Annotated in this window: 24 protein-coding genes; 15 read left to right on the top strand and 9 right to left on the bottom strand. The window is 67.1% G+C overall.

The features are described from left to right. Positions 1–79: 79 nt before the first annotated feature. Entirely contained in the window at positions 80–1228 is a 1149-nt protein-coding gene (locus tag CSW63_RS07145) for a mitochondrial fission ELM1 family protein (protein ID WP_062095645.1), read from the top strand. Between the two features lie 251 nt (positions 1229–1479). Then, entirely contained in the window at positions 1480–2235 is a 756-nt protein-coding gene (locus CSW63_RS07140; protein ID WP_062095647.1) for a hypothetical protein, read from the top strand. A gap of 110 nt (positions 2236–2345) precedes the next feature. On the opposite strand, the gene CSW63_RS07135 is transcribed toward CSW63_RS07140, so the two are convergent. Continuing rightward, on the bottom strand, positions 2346–4307 hold the full coding sequence (locus CSW63_RS07135) for an ATP-binding protein (RefSeq protein WP_062095649.1): 1962 nt from the start codon (positions 4305–4307) through the stop codon (positions 2346–2348). A gap of 193 nt (positions 4308–4500) precedes the next feature. On the opposite strand from CSW63_RS07135, the gene CSW63_RS07130 reads away from it, so the two are divergent. From CSW63_RS07130 to CSW63_RS07100, 7 genes are all read left to right on the top strand, one after another. Next, on the top strand, positions 4501–5217 hold the full coding sequence (locus CSW63_RS07130; protein WP_062095651.1) for a cytidylyltransferase domain-containing protein: 717 nt from the start codon (positions 4501–4503) through the stop codon (positions 5215–5217). Next, positions 5214–6197, top strand: a complete 984-nt coding sequence (gene pseG / locus CSW63_RS07125; RefSeq protein WP_062095653.1) for a UDP-2,4-diacetamido-2,4,6-trideoxy-beta-L-altropyranose hydrolase — start codon at positions 5214–5216, stop codon at positions 6195–6197. The genes CSW63_RS07130 and pseG overlap by 4 nt, the downstream gene beginning before the upstream one ends. Before the next feature lie 83 nt (positions 6198–6280). Beyond that, positions 6281–6928: a bifunctional 2-polyprenyl-6-hydroxyphenol methylase/3-demethylubiquinol 3-O-methyltransferase UbiG gene (locus tag CSW63_RS07120; protein WP_062095655.1), complete on the top strand. Its 648-nt coding sequence runs from the start codon at positions 6281–6283 to the stop codon at positions 6926–6928. After that, the gene (locus tag CSW63_RS07115; RefSeq protein WP_062095657.1) at positions 6925–8187 is read left to right on the top strand and encodes an FAD/NAD(P)-binding protein; all 1263 of its coding nucleotides are present in this window, start codon (positions 6925–6927) and stop codon (positions 8185–8187) included. The genes CSW63_RS07120 and CSW63_RS07115 overlap by 4 nt, the downstream gene beginning before the upstream one ends. Beyond that, positions 8184–8891, top strand: coding sequence for a WbqC family protein (locus CSW63_RS07110; RefSeq protein WP_062095659.1), 708 nt, complete (start codon positions 8184–8186; stop codon positions 8889–8891). Before CSW63_RS07115 ends, CSW63_RS07110 begins: the two co-directional genes overlap by 4 nt. Positions 8892–9137: 246 nt before the next feature. Further along, positions 9138–10475 (top strand): PAS domain S-box protein, encoded by a 1338-nt coding sequence (locus CSW63_RS07105; protein ID WP_062095661.1) that lies wholly within the window; start codon positions 9138–9140, stop codon positions 10473–10475. Positions 10476–10571: 96 nt separating this feature from the next. Then, positions 10572–11423, top strand: a complete 852-nt coding sequence (locus CSW63_RS07100) for an SDR family NAD(P)-dependent oxidoreductase (protein WP_062095663.1) — start codon at positions 10572–10574, stop codon at positions 11421–11423. Between the two features lie 7 nt (positions 11424–11430). On the opposite strand, the gene CSW63_RS07095 is transcribed toward CSW63_RS07100, so the two are convergent. Then, positions 11431–12198 carry a sulfite exporter TauE/SafE family protein gene (locus CSW63_RS07095; protein WP_062095665.1) on the bottom strand — a complete coding sequence of 256 codons (768 nt, stop codon included), beginning with the start codon at positions 12196–12198 and terminating at the stop codon, positions 11431–11433. A gap of 153 nt (positions 12199–12351) precedes the next feature. Between CSW63_RS07095 and CSW63_RS07090 the strand changes: the two genes are divergently transcribed. The 3 genes from CSW63_RS07090 (at position 12352) to CSW63_RS07080 (ending at position 13920) form a co-directional block, all read left to right on the top strand. Next, complete coding sequence (locus CSW63_RS07090; protein ID WP_062095667.1) at positions 12352–13212, top strand: MBL fold metallo-hydrolase; 861 nt, start codon at positions 12352–12354, stop codon at positions 13210–13212. A 74-nt stretch (positions 13213–13286) separates the two neighbouring features. Further along, positions 13287–13574 carry a type II toxin-antitoxin system RelE/ParE family toxin gene (locus tag CSW63_RS07085; protein ID WP_062095669.1) on the top strand — a complete coding sequence of 96 codons (288 nt, stop codon included), beginning with the start codon at positions 13287–13289 and terminating at the stop codon, positions 13572–13574. Between the two features lie 31 nt (positions 13575–13605). Then, positions 13606–13920, top strand: a complete 315-nt coding sequence (locus CSW63_RS07080) for a HigA family addiction module antitoxin (RefSeq protein ID WP_062095671.1) — start codon at positions 13606–13608, stop codon at positions 13918–13920. A 100-nt stretch (positions 13921–14020) separates the two neighbouring features. Here CSW63_RS07080 and pseI read toward each other — a convergent pair whose 3' ends face one another. The 3 genes from pseI to CSW63_RS07065 all read right to left on the bottom strand — a co-directional run bounded on the left by pseI (position 14021) and on the right by CSW63_RS07065 (position 15611). Beyond that, positions 14021–15073 (bottom strand): pseudaminic acid synthase, encoded by a 1053-nt coding sequence (gene pseI, locus CSW63_RS07075; RefSeq protein ID WP_062095673.1) that lies wholly within the window; start codon positions 15071–15073, stop codon positions 14021–14023. A 72-nt stretch (positions 15074–15145) separates the two neighbouring features. Continuing rightward, positions 15146–15397, bottom strand: coding sequence for a hypothetical protein (locus CSW63_RS07070; RefSeq protein ID WP_062095676.1), 252 nt, complete (start codon positions 15395–15397; stop codon positions 15146–15148). Positions 15398–15422: 25 nt separating this feature from the next. After that, entirely contained in the window at positions 15423–15611 is a 189-nt protein-coding gene (locus CSW63_RS07065; RefSeq protein WP_062095678.1) for a hypothetical protein, read from the bottom strand. A gap of 60 nt (positions 15612–15671) precedes the next feature. Between CSW63_RS07065 and trxB the strand changes: the two genes are divergently transcribed. Then, complete coding sequence (gene trxB, locus CSW63_RS07060) at positions 15672–16679, top strand: thioredoxin-disulfide reductase (protein WP_062095680.1); 1008 nt, start codon at positions 15672–15674, stop codon at positions 16677–16679. 43 nt (positions 16680–16722) lie between these two features. On the opposite strand, the gene CSW63_RS07055 is transcribed toward trxB, so the two are convergent. Together CSW63_RS07055 and CSW63_RS07050 are read right to left on the bottom strand one after the other, a co-directional pair. Next, entirely contained in the window at positions 16723–17940 is a 1218-nt protein-coding gene (locus CSW63_RS07055; protein ID WP_062095682.1) for a cell wall hydrolase, read from the bottom strand. A 9-nt stretch (positions 17941–17949) separates the two neighbouring features. Beyond that, positions 17950–18429, bottom strand: a complete 480-nt coding sequence (locus CSW63_RS07050; protein WP_168193620.1) for a Dps family protein — start codon at positions 18427–18429, stop codon at positions 17950–17952. Between the two features lie 75 nt (positions 18430–18504). Between CSW63_RS07050 and CSW63_RS07045 the strand changes: the two genes are divergently transcribed. Further along, positions 18505–20889 carry a PAS domain-containing sensor histidine kinase gene (locus CSW63_RS07045; RefSeq protein ID WP_062095687.1) on the top strand — a complete coding sequence of 795 codons (2385 nt, stop codon included), beginning with the start codon at positions 18505–18507 and terminating at the stop codon, positions 20887–20889. A gap of 4 nt (positions 20890–20893) precedes the next feature. On the opposite strand, the gene CSW63_RS07040 is transcribed toward CSW63_RS07045, so the two are convergent. After that, positions 20894–21229 carry a hypothetical protein gene (locus CSW63_RS07040; RefSeq protein WP_082749449.1) on the bottom strand — a complete coding sequence of 112 codons (336 nt, stop codon included), beginning with the start codon at positions 21227–21229 and terminating at the stop codon, positions 20894–20896. Then, on the bottom strand, positions 21226–21642 hold the full coding sequence (locus tag CSW63_RS07035; RefSeq protein ID WP_082749450.1) for a hypothetical protein: 417 nt from the start codon (positions 21640–21642) through the stop codon (positions 21226–21228). Before CSW63_RS07035 ends, CSW63_RS07040 begins: the two co-directional genes overlap by 4 nt. Before the next feature lie 68 nt (positions 21643–21710). Here CSW63_RS07035 and CSW63_RS07030 point away from each other — a divergent pair, with 68 nt between their 5' ends. Next, complete coding sequence (locus CSW63_RS07030) at positions 21711–22265, top strand: TetR/AcrR family transcriptional regulator (RefSeq protein WP_062095691.1); 555 nt, start codon at positions 21711–21713, stop codon at positions 22263–22265. Positions 22266–22272 lie beyond the last annotated feature (7 nt).

The following is a 22272-nucleotide window of genomic DNA, read 5'->3' as shown; positions in this document are numbered from 1 at the left end:
GTTCAAGGAAGCGAGGCCGCTAGCTTAGCGGCCTTGTTTCGTTTGCCGCCGGCCCCTTCGCGCTTCCGGGATCGATCACTTGACCCAGGACACCCCCGCCCCGTCGAAGACCCCGCCGCTGAAGGTGTGGGCCGTTTCCGATGGTCGCGCCGGCATCGAGGCCCAGGTGGTGGGCCTGTCGGAGGCGCTCGCGCGTCTGGTCCCCTGCGAGGTCACCGTCAAGCGCGTTGGCTGGCAGGGAAACACCGGGCGCCTGCCCTGGTGGCTGAACCTGTTGCCCAAGCGCTGGCTGACGCCGGAGAGCGGCATCCCCGCGAGCCGGAACCCCGACGACTGGCCAGACCTGTGGATCGCCGCCGGCCGCGCCACCCTGCCCCTTTCGATCCGCGCCAAGCGCTGGTCGGGCGGCAAGACCTTCGTGGTTCAGATCCAGGACCCGCGCGTGCCGGCGCCCATGTTCGACCTGGTCATTCCGCCCAAGCACGACCGCATGTCGGGCGACAACATCTTCCCGATCACCGGCTCGCCGCACCGGGTGACTCCTCAGCGCCTGTCGGGCGAGTATGAGGCCTTCAAGGACCTGATCGAGCCCCTGCCCCAGCCCCGCGTGGCGGTGTTGGTGGGCGGTAAGTCCAAGGCCTTCGACCTCTCCAGCGAGCGGGCGGCCCAGATCGCCCATTCGATCCAGATTCCGCTGGAGCAGGACGGCGGCAGCCTGCTGATGACCTTCTCGCGCCGCACGCCCGACCCCGCCCGGGCGCTGATGACCGCGCGCCTGCGCCACCTGCCCGGCGTGATCTGGAACGGTGAGGGCGCCAACCCCTACTTCGCCTTCCTGGCTGCGGCCGACTATATCCTCGTCACCGAGGACTCGACCAACATGGCCACGGAGGCCGCCTCGACCGGCAAGCCCGTGTTCGTGCTGAAGATGGACGGCTCGAGCCTGAAGTTCCGCCTGTTCCACGAAGAGCTGGAACGTCAGGGCGCGGCACGCCCCTATGGCGGGGCCTTCCACGGCTGGACCTACGAACCCGTCAACGAGACCGACCGCGCCGCCCGCGAGGTGCTGACCAGGATCGGGGTGGAGATTCCGGAGCCGGTCGCCAAGGATCCAGAGCCAGCGGCGAAGGCGAAGCCCAAGGCGCGACCCGGCGCCAAAGCCAAGGCCTCGGATGAACCCGCCCCGCCGAAGGCCCGCAAGCCCCGCACAGCTAAGCCGAAAGCCTGATTTCCTATCAGGTCGCCGGCGCGCCTCGATCTTCGAGAAGCTCAGGGCGAGGACGACTGCTGGCCCCCACCACTCAAGTCGTCAGGCCGCTCTTGGGTTCGTCGCCAAGCCGTCGTCGTATTGGGATTTCGATGAGGCGAATTCACATCGGAAGCCACGCCGCCAACAGACCCCTGGCGCCTCCCACCGCCAAAGGCTAGTGATTGCAACGATAGGGCTTCAATCACCTATAGTTGTCGTTCGGGGTAGGTATGTCGCGTCACTTGATCGTTCTGGCCGCGCTCTTCCTGGCCAGCACGCCTCTGGCGGCCGCCGCTCAGACACCGCCTCCGACCGCGTCAGCCACGGCCGGCGTCGAGGTGACTGAAGCGGATCGCGAAGGCTTTCGCTACGGCCTCAAGGCCGCCGGCGCTGGCGAGACCTTTGATCTGGTCCGTAAGCATTTCCCCGAGGACTACGCCGCCTTCGAGACAGACCTTATCCGCTATGCGAAGAGCGGCGGCGCAAACGCGCTGGAAGCCCAGAACCGTACCTTCACCTTCATGCGCGGCATCCGCGACCGCGTGCTGCCCAACGCCAAGCGCGCGCCGGACGCTGACCTCATAGCCTACGGCCAGGCGCAACTGCGATTGATGACCGAGGTGAAGCCGGTCTATCCGCGCATGTGCTATGAGTACGTCGAATACGGCGGCCTAACACAGGACACCGCCACCAATATACCGCGCGAGTTCCTACCCAAGCTGAACGCGCACAACGCCTTGCAATTCGAGATCGCCGTGAAGGGGCAAAAGCAGCCTGTAACGCGCGGCCCAGCCTCGGAGGCTGACCTTCAGAAGGCCGTTGAAACCTTCGCCCAGAAAGGCGGCGACCTGGCTTGGATCAAGGCCGTGTCCAGCGGTCAGCCGCGCTCACCCAACGACGGGGAGCGATGCGCGGCGGCGATCATCTGGATCCAGGCGATCCTGTCCCTGCCCGACGACCAAGCCGCCCGCCTGCTGGCTATGTAGACGGATCGCTTTTCCCTCTGTGTCGGCAGGCTGAAGACAAAAGCCAGGTCTCACCCCCTCCACCTTGGCCGTTTGGACCCGGTTGCCGTTTCAAACCAATCGGGAACTCTCTAGCCCTCCTGGCTCGCCCCGACCTCCAGCGCCGCGTTGAGCGTGGCGAACAGGCCTTGGATGCTGACCGGCTTGGCCAGGTGCAGATCGGCGCCCGCCTCAAGGCAGGCCTGGACCTGATGAGGCATGGCGTTGGCCGTCAGCGAGATGATCGGTATGCGCCGCGCCCGCGCCTCGCGTTCGCGCCTGCGGATCTCGGCGATTGCGGCCAGGCCGTCCATGACCGGCATCTGGGTGTCCATCAGCACAACGTCGAAGGCGTCTTTTTCATAGGCCTCGATAGCAGCCCGACCGTCGACGGCCACGACCACGTCAGCGGCGTCCGCCAACATCAACCCGATCACCTTCTGATTGGTGGGATGGTCCTCAGCCAACAGCACCCGCAGGCGCCGTTCCAGCGCGCCCTCGGAGCGCGGATCGACAGGCTTGGGCTGGGGTCGCCCCGCGTCGGACGCGAGGCGGGCCTCGAAGCGGAAGGTGGCGCCTCCGCCCGGCTGGGCGGCGCAGGAAACGTCCCCCTCCATCAACCGGGCCAGACGACGCGCGATCGGCAGTCCCAGACCCGTGCCGCCGACCTTGCGCGTCACCGAGCCGTCGGCCTGCTGGAAGCGCTCGAACAGCCGATCGGCCATGCCGCTGTCGAACCCCTCGCCGGTGTCCTGGACGCTGACGAGCAGGTCGACACGGCCATCCGGTTCGACCCGCGTCCGGGCCTCGATCGTGACCGATCCCGAGGCGGTAAACTTGACCGCGTTGCTCGTCAGGTTGGCCACGATCTGTCGGATGCGAAGGGCGTCGCCCAGGACATGGTCGTGGAAATCGTCGGCGAAGGTCAGTCGAAAGGCCAAGCCCTTGTTCTCGGCCACCGCTTTGAAGACGGCGACTGCGGCGGTGATCGCCTCGCGCAGGTCCACCGGGTCGCGTGACAGCTCCAGCCCCCCGGCCTCGATCTTGGACAGATCGAGAATGTCGCTGAGCAGCAGGTTCAACGCCCGGCCGGAGTTGAGGATCACCTCCATCATCTCGCGCTGGGCGTCGTCCAGAGCGGTGCGGCTGAGCACCTCGGCCATGCCGATCACCCCGTTCAGGGGCGTACGGATCTCGTGGCTCATATTGGCCAGGAACTCGCTCTTGGCGACGCTGGCCGCCTCCGCCTTCTGTAGCGCCTCGGCCAGGGCTGCGGCGCTGGCCTTACGCTCGGTAATGTCTTCGCAGATCACCAGCAGGTGGCTGCGGCCGTCCTCGCCCGGGATCGCGATCTTGCGGGTGTGTAACCACCGGCGACCATTGTGCGGCGTGTCGAGCGGCTCTTCGTCGATTGTGAAGAGACGGCCGCTCGCGATCACCTGACGGTCGGCGGCGGCGAAAGCGTCGGCCTGTTCCTTGGGAAAGAAGTCATAGTCGCTGCGACCAAGAAGCTCGGCGCGCGGTACGCCCAGCTGGGCCTCGGCGGCCCTGTTGACCAGCAGGAAGTTCCCCGTCTCGCCGTCCTTGACGAACAGCATGGCCGGCGTGTTCTCGACGATCGTGTCCAGAAAGCCGGCGTCCGCGAGCGCTTGGACTTCCCGCCGGCGCGGCCCGGTGATCTTGAAGCAGGTCGTGATCAGGCCGCCGGCGGGCGTGCGCCGGCTTGCGAACCGCAGATGCTCTCCAAACTCTTCGCGGATCTCCTCGAAGTGGTCCAGTTTGCGCCGCTCAAGCTGATGGGCCAACCAAGCGGCCGGGTCGTCGCCAGCCTCCGGATAACGCCCTGCCGCCAGACCTGCGCGCAACAGGCTTTCAAAGCGGCTCCCAGCCGCCATGGTGACGCCCCACCTGGCCCAAAGTTCGCCATAGCGCGCGTTCCAAAAGACGCAGCGATCCTCGCTGTCAAACAGCGCGAAGCCCTCGGGCGCCGCTTCAAGCGCCTGCTGCAAGACCGAGTCGACGGCGTGGGCGTCCACAGGGGGAGCGGCGTTCATTAGGCCTCACAGAGCGTGCGCACGCTTAATCGCGCACAGAGAAGCTTAGCGAAGTTGAATGTGAACCCTTGAAGCCGGTGATGCGGCGATTTGCCCCGCGCCCGGACGCACCGTCAAACGCCCGCAGGAACCTCGCGCTCGCCACATCCGAACGCCTCTTGCCCCCGCCGCCGAACCCGCGTGAAATCGGTCCATGATCCTCGCCATTCTCCAGGCCCGCATGAGCTCGACCCGTCTGCCGGGCAAGGTGCTGATGCCGATCCAGCGTCAGCCGATGATCGTGCGGCAGATCGAGCGGGTCTCGCGGGCGCGGCGCATCGACAAGCTGGTGGTCGCCACCTCCGACCGGCCTGAGGACGACGCCATCGAGGCGGCGATGCGGCGCGAGGGGATCGCGGTGTTTCGCGGCTCGCTGGACAATGTCCAGCAGCGTTTTATCGGCGCGCTGGACGCCCATCCGGCCGATCATGTGGTGCGCCTGACCGCCGACTGCCCGCTGGCCGATCCGACCCTGATCGACGCCACGATCGACCTGTGCCTGTCCAAGGGCGCAGACTATGTCAGCAACACGCCTGAAGGCCACGCCCATCCCAAGGGCACCGACGTCGAGGTGATGACCGCCGCCGCCCTGCGCCGCGCGGCCGCCGAGGCGACAACGAAGGAAGCCTTCGAGCATGTCACTTGGGACCTGTGGAACCAGCCGCAGCGCTGGAACTGCGCCTGGCTGCCGTGCTTCCCCGACCAGGGCGCGGTGCGCTGGACGGTCGACCGGCCCGACGACTACGCCTTCGTCGCGGCAGTCTATGACGCCCTCTATCCGACGAACCGCGCCTTCACGTCCGACGACATCCGCGCCTTCGTCGCCAGCCGTCCGGATCTGCAGGATTACGGCGGCGACCGGCGGGCATGACGCGCCGCGTCATCTTCGTCTGCGCGGCCGGCCCCAGCATCGGCGGGGGCCACGTGATGCGGTCCCTGACGCTGGCGCGGGCGCTCGCGGCGCGCGGGGCGGCCTGCGCCTTCCTTGCGACACCCGAGGTCGCAGCTGTGCTTGACGCCTTCGGCCCCGACATGGCCCGCACGGACACGACCGAGCCGTTCGACGCCGTGGTCTTCGACAACTACGCCCTATCCGCCGACGACCACCTCGCGATCGCCAAGGGCCGTCCGACCCTGGTCATCGACGACCTGGCTGACCGACCGCTGGCCGCCGACCTCGTGCTGGACGCCGGACCGGCGCGGCGGCCTGAGGATTATGCGGGCCTCGTCCCCGCCCACGCCCGGTTCCTGCTGGGCCCCAACCATGCGCCGGTGCGCCCGGCCTTCGTGGCCCTGCGCGAGGCCGCCCTCGCCCGTCGCGCCAAGCGCGGACCCGTTGGTCGGATCCTGGTGTCGCTGGGCATGACCGATGTCGGCGGGATCACCGGCCGGGTGGTCGCGCTCCTGGCGCCGATGCTCGGGGACATCACGCTGGATCTCGTCGTCGGGAGCGCCGCACCCAGCCTGTCAGCGCTGCGCTCCCTGGCCGCCGAGGACCCGCGCCTTGTGCTGCACGTCGACGCCCAGGACATGCCGCACCGGGTGCTGGAGGCGGACCTAGCCATCGGCGCTGGGGGCTCCACTACCTGGGAGCGGTGCGTCCTGGCCCTGCCGGCCCTGACCCTGATCCTGGCCGACAACCAGATCGCCGCCGCCCACGCCCTGGAGGCGGCCGGCGTGACCCCTTGCCTGGACCTGAACGCGGCGGACTTCGAGACGGCGTTCGTCGCGCTGGCGCAGAGCCTGATCACCGACGCGGATCGCCGCGCGGCGCTGTCGGCGTCCAGCGCCACCGTTTGCGACGGGCGCGGGGCGGACCGTGTGGCGGAGGCGTTTTGGGGGCTGATTTAAGCGCCCCTGCGACATCCCGCCTCGCACCACGCCCTTATCGTTAACAAGTTGTTCGCTGCTTTGGTCGGATTCTCCGCGCCATCATGCGCGCCCTGCCCGACATTCGCGGTCTGAAATATCCGGACGAGTTCATAGCCCGGCACTTCTTCAAGCGTGGCCTGCACCAGCGTACCGGCCGGGTGGTCGAGCTGGGCGGCGGGACGGGCAACAACCTGTCGCTTTACGCCGCCTATGGCTGGGACCTGACCAACGTCGACTATTCGTCGGCGGCGCTGGCCGACTGCCGCTGGAACCTGGGCGATGCCGTCACCCTGATCGAGGCGGATCTGTCCAAGGGCCTGCCCGACCTCGGCGCGACGCCGATTGACGTGCTTCTGATCCCCAACCTCCTCTGCTATCTGACGAGCGCCCAGGCGAGCGCCGTGCTGACCGCCGCCCGGGCGCGGCTGGCCCCGGGCGCCGAGGTGTTTGTCCGCACGCGCCTCATCGACGACTACCGCTGCGGCAGGGGCGTCGAGGAAGAGCCGAACGGCTGGCGGATGACCACGGCCGAGACCGGCGAGGCGGGTCTGTTCAACCTGTTCTACACCGAGGACGGCTTGGTGCGCCGCCTAGTCGACGAGCTGGGCCTCATCGCCCCCACCGCCCTGAAGGTGTCGTTCGACAACATCCAGAACGGCGTGCGCGTCGCGCCCAACAGCGATCTCGTGGTCTGGGGAGCAACAGCGTGAGTAACCCCCAGCGGATCCGCATCGTCGGCGGCGGCCTGACCGGCGTGCTGGCGGCCTTCGAGGCCCATCGCCTGGGCTGGCGCGACATCACTATCCAGGAACGCTTCGAGGCCCTGGGCGGCGTCGCGCGCTGCAAGGTGATCCATGGCCGCGAGATGCGTGACGGCTGCGTGTATTTCGGCGGCGAGACCGATCCAATCGTCCAGACCCTGAGCGCCCACGGCGCGCGGTTCACCACCTTCGACAATCGCTTTGGCTCGATCAGCGCCGACTTCGAGGGCCGGCGGGTGTTCACCTGGGACTTCGGCGGCCCGGCGATCGACTGCCCGGCCTACAAGGTCAAGAATCCCGCCGACGACAGCCTGGCCGCGCGGCTGGCCGCCTATCCGCCCGAGATCGCCGCCACGCTGGAGGACTATGTCCGCTGGCATCTCGGCGCCGATCCGGCTCTGGTGCACAGCGACGCGGTGATCCCCATGGCCATCAACCGGGTGTTCCCGGCGGCGGCCGATCTGACGGCCCTGGCCCACGCCAAGACGACCGATCCGTGGACAGACGAACTCTACGCCATCCCGCGCGGACTGTCGGGGCGCACCGCCAACTTGGTCGCCAGCCTGCCCGAAGGCGGCTTCGCCCGCATGTTCGACAGCCTGCACGCGGCCCTCGTCAAGCTTGGCGTCAAGGTCGAGCTGAACTGCCTGGTCCCGCCGCGTCAGCTGCTGGCCGAGACTTCGCCCGACGAGACCATCGTCTGGGCCGCCAACCCGACACCGCTGTTCAAGCCTCTGGGTCTGGCGGCGCCCTCGCTGGTGAAGAAGACCTTCTTCACCTACGTCTATGAGGTCGAGGCCTTCGACGGCCCCTGCCCGGTCTACGTCCAGAACTTCACCGCCCAAGGCGCGACCTTCCGCGCCTATCTCTATGAGAGCGGCGGCGCCAAGCTGGTGGTGGCCGAGTGCGTGCGCGAGGCGGATCTGAAGACCCTGCCCGGCGAGCTGCGGACCCTGCTGTCGGGCTTTGGCGCCGCGACAATCGGCCCGATGGTCCATACCGACGCCCAGCCGCGCTGGATCTACCATTCGCTGGAGGCGATCGCCGGCCTCAAGGCGCTGCGCGGCCAGCTCGCCGCCCGCTTTGGCGATCGCTTCATCCCCGGCGCCTGGGAGCCCTACGCCAAGGCCGCCAAACTGGCCGAGGTCAACGCCGCTCTGGCCCGCGCCCGCGACGTCGCCGCGCCAGCCGCCGCCCGAGCCGGATGACCGCGTTTTCGCCTCCTCGGACGGCGGTGATCATGCAGCCGACCTATCTGCCATATCTGGGCTATTTCCAGCTGATGGCGGCCGCATCGGTGTTCGTCTGCCTGGACGACGTGCAGTTCGCCCGCCGCTCATGGCAGTCGCGCAACCGCATCCTCACCGCTCAGGGCGAGCTGATGCTGACGGTGCCGGTCAAGAAACACGACCGCGACACGCCGATCCACGCGATCCAGATCGACGACAGCCAGCCCTGGCGCGACAAGCACTTGGCCGCCATCCGCCACGCCTACGGCAAGCGACCATTCTTCGCCGAGGGCTGGGCGTTCGTCTCCGAGCAGCTGTCCCGCGAACGCGACGGGGGCCTCGCGGACCTGACCTGCGGCCTGACGCAGGCGGCGGCGGCGCAACTGGGGATCGCACCAAAGGTCGTCCGGGCCTCCGACCTCAAGGCTCCCGGGGCGCGGTCGGAACATCTCCTGGCCATCTGCCGGGCGGTCCAGGCCGAGGCCTACGTCTCGCCCATGGGCTCAGCCGACTACATGGAGGAAGACGGGGTCTTCCAAGCCGCCGGCTTCCCCGCGCGGTTCCAGCCGTTCCGGCTGATCGAGTACCCACAGGGCCGCGAGCCGTTCACACCGTACATGGGCTTCGTCGACGCGTTGATGAACGTCGGCTGGGCCGGGATGCGGGAACTGGTGGCGGTTTAGACGTCCGAATTGGGGGCGGGCTTTCAAGGCGGCTTTCCCCCTCATCGGACGTCCCCTCCTCTCAACGAGCGTGGCAAGCCGGTGGTAGCCGAAAAGCGATCGGGGCCCTGTCCCGCGCAAAATCTCTCCGCCGTGAGATCGCATCAAGCTTAGCCACAAGTAATCTGCCGTTCTAAGCATTGCCACCGTGCCCGCACTTGAATACCGATTGTTGTGAGCAATGCGCATCGCAGCGGGGCTACAGGCATGGCTAGCATATTCGGCGTCACAAGCGATCGCCTCGGCCGAATTGTCGAAGAAGCCGCGAGTGAAGTCTATATATTCTCTGCCGATGATTTTCTTTTTCGACTTGTGAACAAAGGGGCCCGAGACAATCTCGGCTACACCATAGAAGAGCTTCGACGCCTCACACCATGGGACATCAAGCCAAATATAAGTAAAAACGAGTTTTTAAAACTAATTGAGCCGCTCAAAAATAAATCTATTGAGCGACTGGATTTCGAAACAAATCACCGCCGGAAGGACGGAACAGAGTATAACGTCTCCGTAAAACTGCAGATTTTCGACGACGAGGAAGATAAGGTATTTTACGCAGCGATTAAAGACATAACGACGCATGTTACTATAGAACGTGAGCTAAGAGATACAGTCAGGCGGCTCGACGCCATACTCGACAACACATCGATGTCTGTGTTTTTGATGAATGAACAGCAACGCTGCGTGTTCATGAACAAGGCGGCTGAGAGATTAACGGGTTTTGCTTTTCACGAAACTGAAGGGCGTATTCTTCACGACGTCATTCATCATTCTCGCCCTGACGGCTCGCCGTTTCCCCTTGCGGAATGTGCGATCGACAGAGCTTTCCCCGAGAACGCGGGCACACAAGGCGAAGAAGTTTTTGTGCACAAGGACGGCTCCTTCTACCCCGTCGCCTTTACCGCAAGCCCTATCAGGGATGATCAGGCCAAGGTGATCGGGACGATTATCGAGGTCCGCGATATCAGCCTTGAAAAGCGCAACGAAGAAGCGCGGAAACTTCTGATGCGCGAGGTTGATCACCGGGCGCGGAACGTGCTGTCGATCGTGCAATCCCTGACTCGGCTGACCCGCGCCGACGGGCTCGAAAGCTACAGAACTATTCTTGCCGGTAGGATTGACGCGCTGGCGCGCGCCCAAACCTCTCTGGCGACGCGCCAATGGGAAGGAGGGCGCCTGGAAGATGTGGTGAGGGACGAGCTTGACGCTCTGTGTCCCAGAGATCACGTCGATGTCGCGGGCCCGGAGGTCAACCTATCGCCAGAACAGGTCCAGCCCATCAGCCTCTTGCTTCACGAATTGGCCACCAACGCCAACAAGTACGGCGCTTGCAGCCAAGGTGGAGGTCGAGTGGCGGTGACCTGGACGGTTAGCGACAGGCGGGTGACACTCTCGTGGCGGGAGCGCGGAGGTCCCGCGGTGACGCCCCCCACGCGACAGGGCTTCGGATCCATACTCGCGGACAACGTCGTACGGCAGCTTAAGGGCGCTATTCGTCGCGCCTGGGAGCCCAGCGGCCTGCTCGTTGAAATTATATTCCCCCTTTGACGCCGGAGGTCGGCTCTTGGAACGCCGACCTCAAAGCCTCTGGCGAACACTGTTCAGATCGCCCATCTTCCCTGCAAACGGGCAAGGAAACCGCACGTGGCTCAGTCAAAATCCGTCGTGATCACCGGCGTCTCGACCGGCATCGGCCATGCGGCGACCAAGGTGCTGATCAGCCGGGGCATTCACGTCTTCGGCAGCGTCCGCAAGGCCGCCGACGGCGAGCGCTTGAAGGCCGAGTTCGGCGAGGCGTTCACTCCGCTGATCTTCGATGTGGTCGACGAGGCGGCGGTGCGCGCCGGGGCCAGACAGGTCGAGGCGGCGCTGGGCGGCAAGACGCTGGCGGGTCTCGTCAACAACGCCGGCATCGCCGTCGCCGGTCCCCTGCTCTATCTGCCGGTCGAAGAGTTCCGCCACCAGCTGGAGGTCAATCTGACCGGCGTGCTGAACGCCACCCAGACCTTCGCGCCGCTCTTGGGCGCGGGCGGCGAGCGGGTCAGCGAGCCTGGCCGGATCGTCAACATCTCGTCGGTGGGCGGCCGCAACGCCAACCCTTTCATGGGGCCCTACTGCACGACCAAGTTCGGGCTGGAGGGCTTTTCGGAGTCGCTGCGCCGCGAACTTCTGCCGTTCGGCGTCGACGTGGTGGTCGTGGCCCCCGGCGCGGTCGCGACGCCAATCTGGGACAAGGCCGACCAGGTCGACATCACCCGCTACGCCAACACGCCCTACGCCAAGGCGCTGGAGCGGATGCGCGGCTTCATGCTGAGTCTGGGCAAGTCGGGTCTGCCGCCCGAGCGCATCGGCGAGACCATCGCCACGGCCCTGACCGCCCCCGCGCCCAAGGTTCGCTATGTCGTGTCGCCCTCGCCGATGCAGGTGCTGATGACCGAGATTCTGCCCAAGCGGACAATCGACAAGGCCACCGGCAAGCGGTTGGGTTTGATCTAAAGACGGCTCACGCCAGCGCGCGCCAGGCGACATAGCCCGCCGTGGCGACGATCATCACGGCGAACAGACGCCGCGCCAGCAGGGCCCGAGCGGCTAAGCGCGGGGCGAGCTGGGCGCCGATCGCCACGCCGCCGGCGCCGCCGACGATCAGGGCCGGGAACAGCCGGCCGTCGACCAGGCCCGAGGCGGCATAGCTGAGGCTGGTCGCCGCCCCGAACAGGGTGACCGAGACGAGCGACGAGGCCGCCGCATTGGCCAGGGTCATGCCGGTCGCCGCCATCAAGCCCGGCGCGATGAGAAAGCCGCCGCCGATGCCGAAGAAGCCGGCGGCCAGCCCCGTCGCCGCCCCGACCGGGACCAGCCGCGAGGCCTTGGCCGAGTCGATCTGGACGTCGGGATCGCCCGGCGAGCTGGGCGCGCGGAACATCGACAGGCCCACCGCCGCCATGGCCAGGGCGAACCAGGCCAGCAGATGCTGGCCATTGACGGCCTTGGCCAGATGCGCTCCCAGCAGCGAACCGACGAGGCCGGGCGCGCCGAAGGTCAGGGCGCAGGGCCATTTGACACGCCCGGCCTTGGCCTGGGCGGCCAGGCCCACGGCGGCGTTGACGGCCACGGCGGCAGCCGAGGTGCCGATCGCCACGTGCGGGTCGCGCACGCCGACGACATACAGCAGCAACGGCGTAGCCAGCACGGACCCGCCGCCGCCGAACAGGGTCAGCAGCAGCGCGACCAGCGCGCCGCTCAGAGCGGCGGTCAGCAGGGTGGGGTCCATCAACTAGACGCGCTCTCGCTACGGTGACAATTCATCTCGCCGGACCTCGTCGCCCCGAAGGACGGAGAGGCCCGAGCTGTCAGCGTCAATATATTAGCTTGATCTAAATTAGCAAATACTCATATTAAGAGCACCGTCAGGGAGGCTCAGTCCATGCGACCCGAAGTTCAAGCCGCTTTCGACCCCGCAACCTTCACCGCCAGCTATCTGGTGGTCGATCCGGCCACCAAGACCGCGGCGATCATTGATCCGGTGCTGGATTTCGAACCCAAGGCGGGCAAGCTCTCCACCGCCTCGGCCGACGCCCTGCTGGCGGCCGTGCGCGACCAGGGCCTGCATCTGGTCTATGTGCTGGAGACCCACGCCCACGCCGACCACCTGTCGGCCGCTGACCTCATCCGTCGCCGGACGGGCGCGAAGATCGTCATCGGCGCGAAGATCACCGAGGTCCAGAAGGCCTTCATCCCGATGTTCGAGTCAGACGCCAGGCCCGACGGCGCGGTGTTCGACGTGCTGATGGAGGAAGGCGACGTTCTGCCGCTCGGCGAGCTCTCGATCGAGGCGCTGCACACACCCGGCCACACCCCAGCCTGTCTGACCTATCGGATCGGCGACGCCGCCTTCGTAGGCGACACCCTGTTCATGCCCGACTACGGCACCGCCCGCGCCGACTTCCCCGGCGGTGACGCGCGGACGCTGTATCGCTCGATCCAGAAGGTGCTGGCCCTGCCGCCGGAAACCCGAATCTTCGTCGGCCACGACTACCTGCCAGCCGGCCGCGACACGTTCCGCTGGGAGACCACCGTGGCCGAGGAACGGGCGCGCAACATTCACGTCGGCGGCGGCGCCCAGGAGGATGACTTCGTGGCCATGCGCCAGGCCCGCGACGCCACCCTGGCAGCTCCGACCCTGATCCTGCCCTCGCTGCAGGTGAACATCCGCGCCGGCGCCCTGCCCGAACCGACGGCGGCGGGGAACGTCTTCCTGCGGTTGCCGGTGACCTGGGCGGCTTAGCAGCTGTATCGCGACGCGACACGTGCCCTTGATGTTCGTGTCGCGGCGCGATACAAGTCACCTTGGAGAGGGCGATGGCGATCCAGACCTTCAAGGACCTGCGCGCGAAGGCCATCCTCGAAGGGGTGTCCTCCGGAAAAGGTTTTCCGTCCGACCTCATTAGGGTCGCCAAGCGCAAGTTGGAGATGCTGGAAGCCGCCGTCGTCCTGAACGACCTTCGCACGCCGCCGGGCAATCGGCTCGAAGCCTTGTCCGGAGACCGTAAGGGTCAGCATTCGATCCGGGTCAACGATCAGTTCCGGCTGGTCTTTGTCTGGACCGACGCCGGACCGGCGGATGTCGAGTTCGTGGACTATCACTGAGCGCCAGTGGCGCTTTCGAAGGAGCCAGGTGATGAGCAAGGATATCGTGCAGGACAACGATCCCCTCGCCCCGGTCCATCCGGGCGAAATCCTGCTGGAAGAGTTCCTGAAGCCCTATGGCCTCACGCCCGGCCGCGTCGCGGCCCGGCTGCACATCGCTCGCCCTCGGATCGAGAAGCTTGTTCGGGGGCAAACCCCGGTGACCATCGACACGGCTCTGCGCCTGGAGCGCCTGTTCGGCGCCAGCGCGCAGTTCTGGCTCAATCTGCAGAACCGCTACGACTTGGAAATGGCCAAGCGAGGCGTCGCGCCGGACATCGCGAGCATCGAGCCGTTCGCGGCTTAGCGCCTCGCGCGTCAAAACGGATTCGTTTTGACGCGCGAGGCTCTAAATCAAACACTTAGAGCGTGACGCCGAAACCGGTTCCCACTTTCGGCGTGACGCTCTAGCCGACCATCGACCAGTCCAGCGGCTCGCCGCGGGAAAGGTCGCGGGCGGCCTTGCCGGCCAGCACCTTGTCGAGATCAGCCGGCGGCAGGCCGTTGCCGGGGCGGACCGAGCGGACATTGGCGCGCGTCAGGGGCTCGCCCTTCTTGACGTCGGCGGTGACGTACAGCGAGCGGCGGAACAGCAAGGACGTCGCCTCCGAGCCCAGCACGTCATAGTGGGCGCGGCCGAGCGCCGCCCAGGCGTTCTTGGTGTCGTCCACAAGGGCCTTGAACTCGGCGGGCTCCAGGCTGAAGGCGGCGTCGGGACCGCCGTCGGCGCGGGCCAGGGTGAAGTGCTTTTCGACAGCGCAGGCGCCGAGGCTGACCGCCGCCACCGACGCGGCCGTGCCCGGCGTGTGGTCCGACAGGCCGATCGGGCAGCCGAAACGCGCGGCCATGTCCGGCACGGTCCGCACATTGGCGTCGGCGAATGTGGCAGGATAGCTGGACACGCAGTGCAGCAGCAGCACGCCCGGCGCGCCGGCCGCCAGGGCCGTGTCTAGGGCGGTCTGCATCTCGGTCAGGTTGGCCATGCCGGTCGAGATGATCAGCGGCTTGCCCTTGGCGGCGGCGTAGCGGATCAGCGGCAGATCGACGGCCTCGAACGAGGCGATCTTGAAGGCCGGCGCGCCCAGGCTGTCCAGGAGGTCGACGGCGGTCTCGTCGAAGGGGCTGGAGAAGATTGTCACGCCGCGCTGGCGGGCGCGCTGGAAGATCGCCGCGTGCCACTCGAACGGCGTGTGGGCCTCTTCGTAGAGCTCATAGAGGGTGCGCCCGTCCCACAGCCCACCGTGAATCTTGAACTCAGGCCGGTCGACGTCGAGCGTGATGGTGTCGGCGGTGTAGGTCTGGATCTTGATCGCGTCGCAGCCGGTGTCGGCGGCGGCGTCGACCATGGTCAGGCAGCGCTCGAGACTGCCGTTGTGGTTCCCCGACAGCTCGCAGATCACATAGGGGGAATGGTCAGAGCCGATCTTGCGGCCGGCGATTTCAATAAAAGGTGCGGACATCGGCTTGCTCCTCGGGCGGACGCCCGGAAACGTGGTTGCCCTCAGCTTAACCCGTCAAAGGTGGACGAGCCGTCAATCGCAGCCGCCGCCATCCCCGCCGCAGTCGCCGCCCGCGTCGCTGGAGCCGCTATCGCCGACAACTCCCCCGTCGCCACCCTTGGCCTTCTTCTCGGAGGCTGTCGTGGCCGCGTGCGCCATGGCCCCGACGCCGCCGCCAAAGGCGATACCCAGGCCAATTCCCAGCGCTAGGTTATCGAGCGCCAGACCAAGCGCGACGCCCAGCGCGATCCCAACGCCCATGCCGATCGGCAAGCCGCTTTTCATGTCTGCAGATCCCCAGGGCTCGCCGCTATTCGGCGATAGGCTCGCCGCGCGGTCGGGCGTCGTATTCCTTCTTGCCCTGCCAGGCCGAATAGCCGGCGACCATCAGGAACATGGTCACCAGGCCCAGGCCGACCAGCAGGTCGCCAAACCATATATTGGCCAGCCCCGCGAACAGGGCGACGATACCCACGCCCAGTAGAACTCCGAGCTTCATCAGGTTTTCCTCCCGTGGCTTATGTCGCCACTGCGGAGAATCCACACTATATATGCGCCCATGTCTACGCCCCCCCCTCGCCAGACCCGCTGCCTGATCATCGGATCGGGTCCCGCCGGCTACACCGCCGCCATCTACGCCGCCCGCGCTTTGCTGAAGCCCGTGCTGATCGCCGGCATCCAGCCGGGCGGCCAGCTGACCATCACGACGGATGTCGAGAACTATCCGGGCTTCGCCGACGTCATCCAGGGCCCCTGGCTGATGGATCAGATGCGCGCCCAGGCCGAGCATGTCGGCACCGAGTTCGTCAGCGACATCGTCACCAGCGTCGACCTGTCCAAGCGCCCGTTCACGGTGAAGACCGACAGCGGCCAGGACTGGATCGCCGAAACGATCATCATCGCCACCGGCGCCCAGGCCAAGTGGCTGGGTCTTGATAGCGAGAGCAAGTTCCAGGGCTTCGGCGTCAGCGCCTGCGCCACCTGCGACGGCTTCTTCTATCGCAACAAGGACGTCATCGTAGTCGGCGGCGGCAACACGGCCGTCGAAGAGGCGCTGTTCCTGACCAGCTTCGCCAGCAAGGTCACCCTGGTGCACCGCAAGGACGAGCTGCGCGCCGAGAAGATCCTGCAGGAGCGCCTCCTGGCCCACCCGAAGATCGAGGTCATCTGGGACAGCGTCATTGACGAGGTTCTCGGCCAGACCGATCCCATGGGCGTCACCGGCGCCCGCCTGAAGAACGTCAAGACGGGCGAGACCCAAGAGGTCGCCGCAGACGGCGTGTTCATCGCCATCGGCCACGCGCCGTCGTCGGAACTGTTCGCCGGCCAGCTGGAAACCGGTCCGGGCGGCTATCTGAAGGTCAAACCCGGCACGGCCTCGACCGCGATCGAGGGCGTCTACGCCGCCGGCGACGTCACCGACGACGTCTACCGCCAGGCGGTGACGGCCGCCGGCATGGGCTGCATGGCGGCGCTGGAAGCCGTGCGCTTCCTGGCCGAGGAAGACCACAAGCGCGCCCACCACCCGATCAGCCACGCCGAAGCGAACAAGATCGGGGTTTGGTAAGGGTGTGAAGCGCAAATCCTCCCCCAGCGGGCGGAGGATTTGCCTAGTTCGGCGGATTGGGCGGACTCGGCGGACGAGGCTTGGCCGTCGGCGTTTCGACGGATGAAGACTGCCCGCCGGCCAAGGCTTCAAGCGTCCTGTTGATCCTGGCGATTTCGTCCGGCGTCGGAATACGGCGACCGGCTACCCGCCCTTGCACCGTAACGCGCTCGCCGGTCGGCGAGTTGGCGTCCGGAACCGCCACCAGCTTGGCGTCGGGCAGGACGAGGTTCGAAACTCCCAACATCTGGGCCATGGCCCCGGTCGCCAGCGGCGTGGCGGCGGCGGGCGCAGCCTGGGCGGCAAGCACCTCGGGGGGCGCGGCCTCCAACGTGCGCGGGTCGGCCGCCATCAGGATGTCGGCGCTGACCGTCTCATTGCCCGAATAGCGGCCGCGGAACGCCGCCAAGGTCCCCGACGGGCCTGTCCAGCGATAGAAGATGTGCTGGCCAAACTGCCTCAGCTTGACCAGGGTCGGCGCCCAGTACGGCGAGACGTAGTCGGCGTGGTAGTGGGTGGCGACGCCCACCGGCTTGAAGACAAAGCCGTTCAGGGCGCGCTTGGCGACCGCCTGGGCGTTGGCCCAGATCGCCGGGACCGGTTCGCGCGCCAGAGAGCCGTCGCAGGCGAAACTGAACTGACAACCGGTGCTGCGCGCCGCGCCCTCATAGATCACGCCGCAGATCGATTTCGGATAGCCCGGGTGGCGCATGCGGTTGATCACCGTCTGAGCCACGGCCATCTGCCCCTCGCCCGGCTCGAAGCCCGCCTCGTAATAGACGGCCTGGGTCAGGCAATGCAGCGCCTTGGCGCGCGCGTCGGCGGTCCCGGTCAGAACGAACGGCTTGGCGGCCTCCAGCGCCTCAGGGACCACCGGGCGCAGCGAATTGATCAGCCGCGCCTCGTAGAAGTCCGGATCACGATCGCCCAGGCGCGGGATCTCCTTGAGGCGGATCACCTCCCAGCCAGGGACGCGGCCCCAATAGTCCTTGTGTGGCCGGGGGTCATGGCGCCGCGCCAGCGCCAGCATGGCCGGATCCATGTTGGCGACATAGCGCTTGAGGCCACGCTCGCTGAAGCTGGCCGTGACGCGCATCAGGCCGGCGTCGCGGCCGGAGCCGGTCGGGACATAATAGGTGGCGCACGCGGAAAGGCCGCCGACCACCCCAAGAGCAGCGGCGACCTTCCAGCGATCACGATGGCTTCGAGCGCCCGCCCCCACGCGGGATCGCTACTTCGCGCCCAGGGTGGAGCGCAGCATCCAGGCGTGTTTCTCGTGGGCCTGGAGGCGCTGGGTCAGCAGGTCGGCGGTGGCCTCGTCGCCGGCCTCCTCTGCAGTAGGCATGGCGTCGCGCAAGGTTCGGATGACGGTCTCGTTGTCGGCCTTCAGCTCGCCGATCATGCCTTCCCAATCCTGCTCGGGATCACCGTCCTTGAGGCTGGAGAGGTTTCCGAAGGCGGCGTAGCCCTGCGGCGCCAACTCGCCCAAGGCGCGGATGCGCTCGGCGATCGCGTCCAGCGCGGCCCACTCTTCCTGGTATTGCCCCTCAAGCAGCACATGCAGAGACTGGAAGTTCGGGCCACGAACGTTCCAGTGATAGCCGTGCGTCTTCAAGTACAGCGCGTAGCTGTCGGCGAGCACCTTGTTGAGCGAAGCGGCGATGTCGGAACGTTGTTTCGCAGTCAGCCCGGTGTTCGGCGCGTCGGCCATGATGATCTCCCGTGTTGCGTGTCCTAGGTAAGCGTGTCCATCCTCTGTGCAAGTCATCTTTGCCTTGGAGCGGAGATGGAGCAGAAAGACACACCGATCCGCGCCCCTGACGACCAAGGACGTGTACACGCGCTGATTAGCGCGTGGCTGATCCCTCCGGTTCCACCGCCGGCGTGGCGCTGCGCCGTCGCCGCAGTAATCGGCGTCGCCACGGCGGTGCTAATGCGTGTGGGTCTGCTGGGTCTCAGCGGAGGCGTCGGAGCGACCCAACCCTTCTTCCCTGCGATTATGCTGGTGTCGCTGTACGCCGGCTGGCGCTGGGGGCTGATCCCCACGGTGGCCGGCGCCGTCTTCGGCTGGTGGCTGTGGGGCGGCCGCGACGGCGAGGCGCTGACCGGGGACGAACTGTCGACCATGGTCATCTACCTGATCTGCGGAGTGATGGTGGTCGCCGTCGTCGAGGGGCTGCGCTGGGCCATGCGCGGCCTGGCCCAGGCCCGCGAAGAACGCGCCAACGCCGAGCGGCGACTGCGCGTCACCCAGACCGCCGCCGGCGTAGGGCCGTGGGACTATGACCTTGCGACATCCGAGCTCTATCTGTCGCCCGGCGCCCGCCGAAACCTCAGAATCCCGGAAGATGTCGAGATCGTGCTCGCCGACATCTCCCGCTACATTCACCCTGACGACCGGGCGATGGCCGAGGCGGTCGTATTCGGCGCGCTGGACAATCTTCGAGACTACGAAGTCGAATACCGTCTGGCCGACACCAGCCAAGGCGAGCGTTGGGTGCACGGACGCGGCGAGGTGCTGCGTGACGAGACCGGCAAACCGGTCCGGATGATCGGCCTCAACTTCGACGTCACCAATCGCCGCCGCGCCGAAGCCGAGGTGCGCGAAAGCGAGGCCCGGTTCCGGGCCCTGGCCGACAGCGCCCCGGCCCTGATGTGGGTGACCCGACCTGGGGGCGTCCGCGAATTCGTCAACAACGCCTATGTCACCTTCGCCGGTCTCGACTACGAGGCCGCCCTCACCTTGGACTGGCGGACCCGGATCTTTCCCGAGGACTTGCCGCGCATTCTGAAGGAGCAGGTGGCGGGCGAGGCCTCCCGCCAGCCCTTCACTCTGGAGGCGCGCTATCGCCGCGCCGATGGCGAGTGGCGTTGGCTGAAGTCCTTCTCGCAGCCGCGCCTTGACCCGTCCGGCGCATTCGCCGGCTTCATCGGCATGGCTTTCGACACCACCGACGCCAAGCAGGCCGAAGCCAATCTGACCGGGCTCAACGAGCTACTGGAAGAACGCGTCGCCGCCGCCGTCGCCGAGCGCGACGCCGCCCAGGCCGCCTTGTTGCAGTCGCAGAAGCTGGAAGCCATCGGCCAGTTGACCGGGGGCGTCGCCCACGACTTCAACAATCTGCTGACGGTGATCATCGGCGCGCTGGATGTGGTCGAGCGCCACCCCGACGATGCGCGCCGTCGGGAGCGGATGGTCGGCGCTGCCCTGGCGGCGGCCAGGCGCGGCGAGAAGCTGACCCAGCACCTGCTGGCCTTCGCGCGTCGCCAGCCGTTGAAACCCGAGGTCTGCCGCATCGATCGGCTGATCGCCGAGAGCGAAGGCCTGCTCAAGCGCGCTCTGGGCGACGCCTACGGCTTCGATCTGCGGCTGGGCGCTGGCCTGCGCAGCGCGCGGATCGACGCGGGCCAGTTCGAGGCGGCCCTGCTGAACCTGGTGGTCAATGCGCGTGACGCCACCCCAGCCGGCGGCCGAGTGAGCATCGAGTCCAGTCCGGTCACACTGGAGCAGAAGCAAGGCGATCTGGAGGCCGGGCGATATCTGCGCGTCGCCGTCCGCGACACCGGTTCGGGGATGGACGCCCAGACGATCGCTCGCGCCGTAGAACCCTTTTTCACCACCAAGCCGCCCGGCGAGGGCACCGGACTTGGCCTGTCTCAGGTCTATGGTTTTGCGCGCCAGAGCGGCGGATCCGTGCAGATCGAAAGCCAGCCAGGCCAAGGGGCGACGGTCGCCCTGCTGCTGCCGGTCAGCGAGGGCGACGCTGGCGGCGAGGCAACGCCGCGCCTCGACCCTATCCAGGCCCAGACGCCTTCGCGCGTGCTGCTGGTCGAGGACGATCCCCAAGTCGCCGAGCTGGTCGACGCGATGCTCCACGACCTGGGCCACACCGTGGTGCGCGCCAGCAATGTCGATGAGGCGCTGTCGCGCCTGACCCAGGACGACGGCATCCAGCTGGTGCTCAGCGACGTCATCATGCCCGGCGGCAAGAGTGGTGTGGACTTGGCCGAGAAACTGGCCGCCACGCGCCCCGGCCTGCCGGTGGTGCTATGTTCGGGCTATACCGGCGGCGACCAAGGCCGGGCGCGCGCGGGCGACTGGCCGTTTATCAGCAAGCCGTTCTCGCTGGAGACCCTGGCCCGGGCCCTGACCCAGGCCCAGCCGCCCTGATCGCTCAGGCGTGGTCGCCCAGCAGCACCTGGCGAATGTCGCCCTTGGATCGCGACAGGGCGATCAGCAGGTAGATCGACAAGAACAACATCCCGCCGAACACCGCCAGCACGCCCAAGCCCAGGGCGGCGGGACGAAAGCGGCCACGCCACGACACCCACAGACCCGACAGCAGCAGGAAACAGAAGAAGTCGAGGTTGAACTGGCCAGGCCAACCCATCGCAGCTATGTCGCCAAAGAAGATCGGCAAGAGGTTCCAGCCGTGGTTGGCGATGGTGACGCTGGTGTAGCCGACGATCACCGTCAGGCAGGCCAGCAGGAACAGACGAAACGGGATCATCGGGCGGTCTCCTTTGACAGGGCGGGGCGGCGGGATTCCAGGAACAGGCAGCGGGCGGTCATGGCGAGCAGGCCGATCGAGCCGCTGGCCAGCACGGCCAGGATCCAGGGGATCGGCCGCATCCCCACCGCCCGCGCGCGGGGTAACAAGAGCGCGACAGCCGTTCCGGCGGCCAGCAGCAGGTCGCACCAGATCTGCGCGCCCCACGGCCCGCGTAGGTGCTCGCTCCAGAAGCCGAGCGGCCCGGCCTTGACGATGACATCAATGGTGAGCGCGAAGAACAGAATCGAAAGGATCGCCGGGACGATCCAGACGCGCGGACCGAGGTTCGGCTTGGCGGCCATGACTCCAAAGGCGAGCAGCAAACCGAGAGCTGCGCTGGAGGGCAGGATGGCGTACACGGACTGAGGCATGGGACCCTCATGTAGCGATTGCTACATGGCTAGCGTATTGTAGCGATCGCTACAACCGGAAAGGCGGCATGAACGTTCGGGACGAACAGCGCGCGCGCGTCATCGCGGCCCTGGCCGATCACCTGCTGGCCACGGGCCTCTCCCAGGCCAGCCTGCGCCAGCTGGCGGCGGCGGCGGGAGTCAGCGATCGGATGCTGCTCTACTATTTCGCCGACAAGACCGAGGTGCTGGCGCTGGCGATGCAAAGCCTGGCGGGCGGGATGGCTGCGCGCCTGGAGAGCGCCCTGCCCGCCGACCAGCGCCTGTCGCAGGCGGCGCTGACCGCCCGCGCCGCCCGCCTGGTGGTGGATCCGGCGTTTCGCCCCTTCATGCGGCTCTGGATCGAGGCCATCGCCGCAGCGGCCCGCCAAGAGCCGCCGTTCGCAGACATCGCCCGTCAGATCGGCGAGGGGTTCCTGGCCTGGATCGAGGCGCGGCTGGATTCGGCCCTCGTCCCCGATCCTCCCGGCGCGGCGGCTACGATCCTTGCGTTGCTGGACGGATTGGCCCTGCTGGAGGTCTGCGGCGGCGAGGATCGGGTGCTGCGCGCCGTGGCGGCGCTGGAAGCCACGAGTACGGGGTAGCGACCGC

The sequence above is a fragment of the Caulobacter sp. FWC26 genome (assembly GCF_002742645.2).
In the GTDB taxonomy this organism is placed as follows: domain Bacteria; phylum Pseudomonadota; class Alphaproteobacteria; order Caulobacterales; family Caulobacteraceae; genus Caulobacter.
This window is presented reverse-complemented; position numbering and strand designations above follow the sequence as displayed.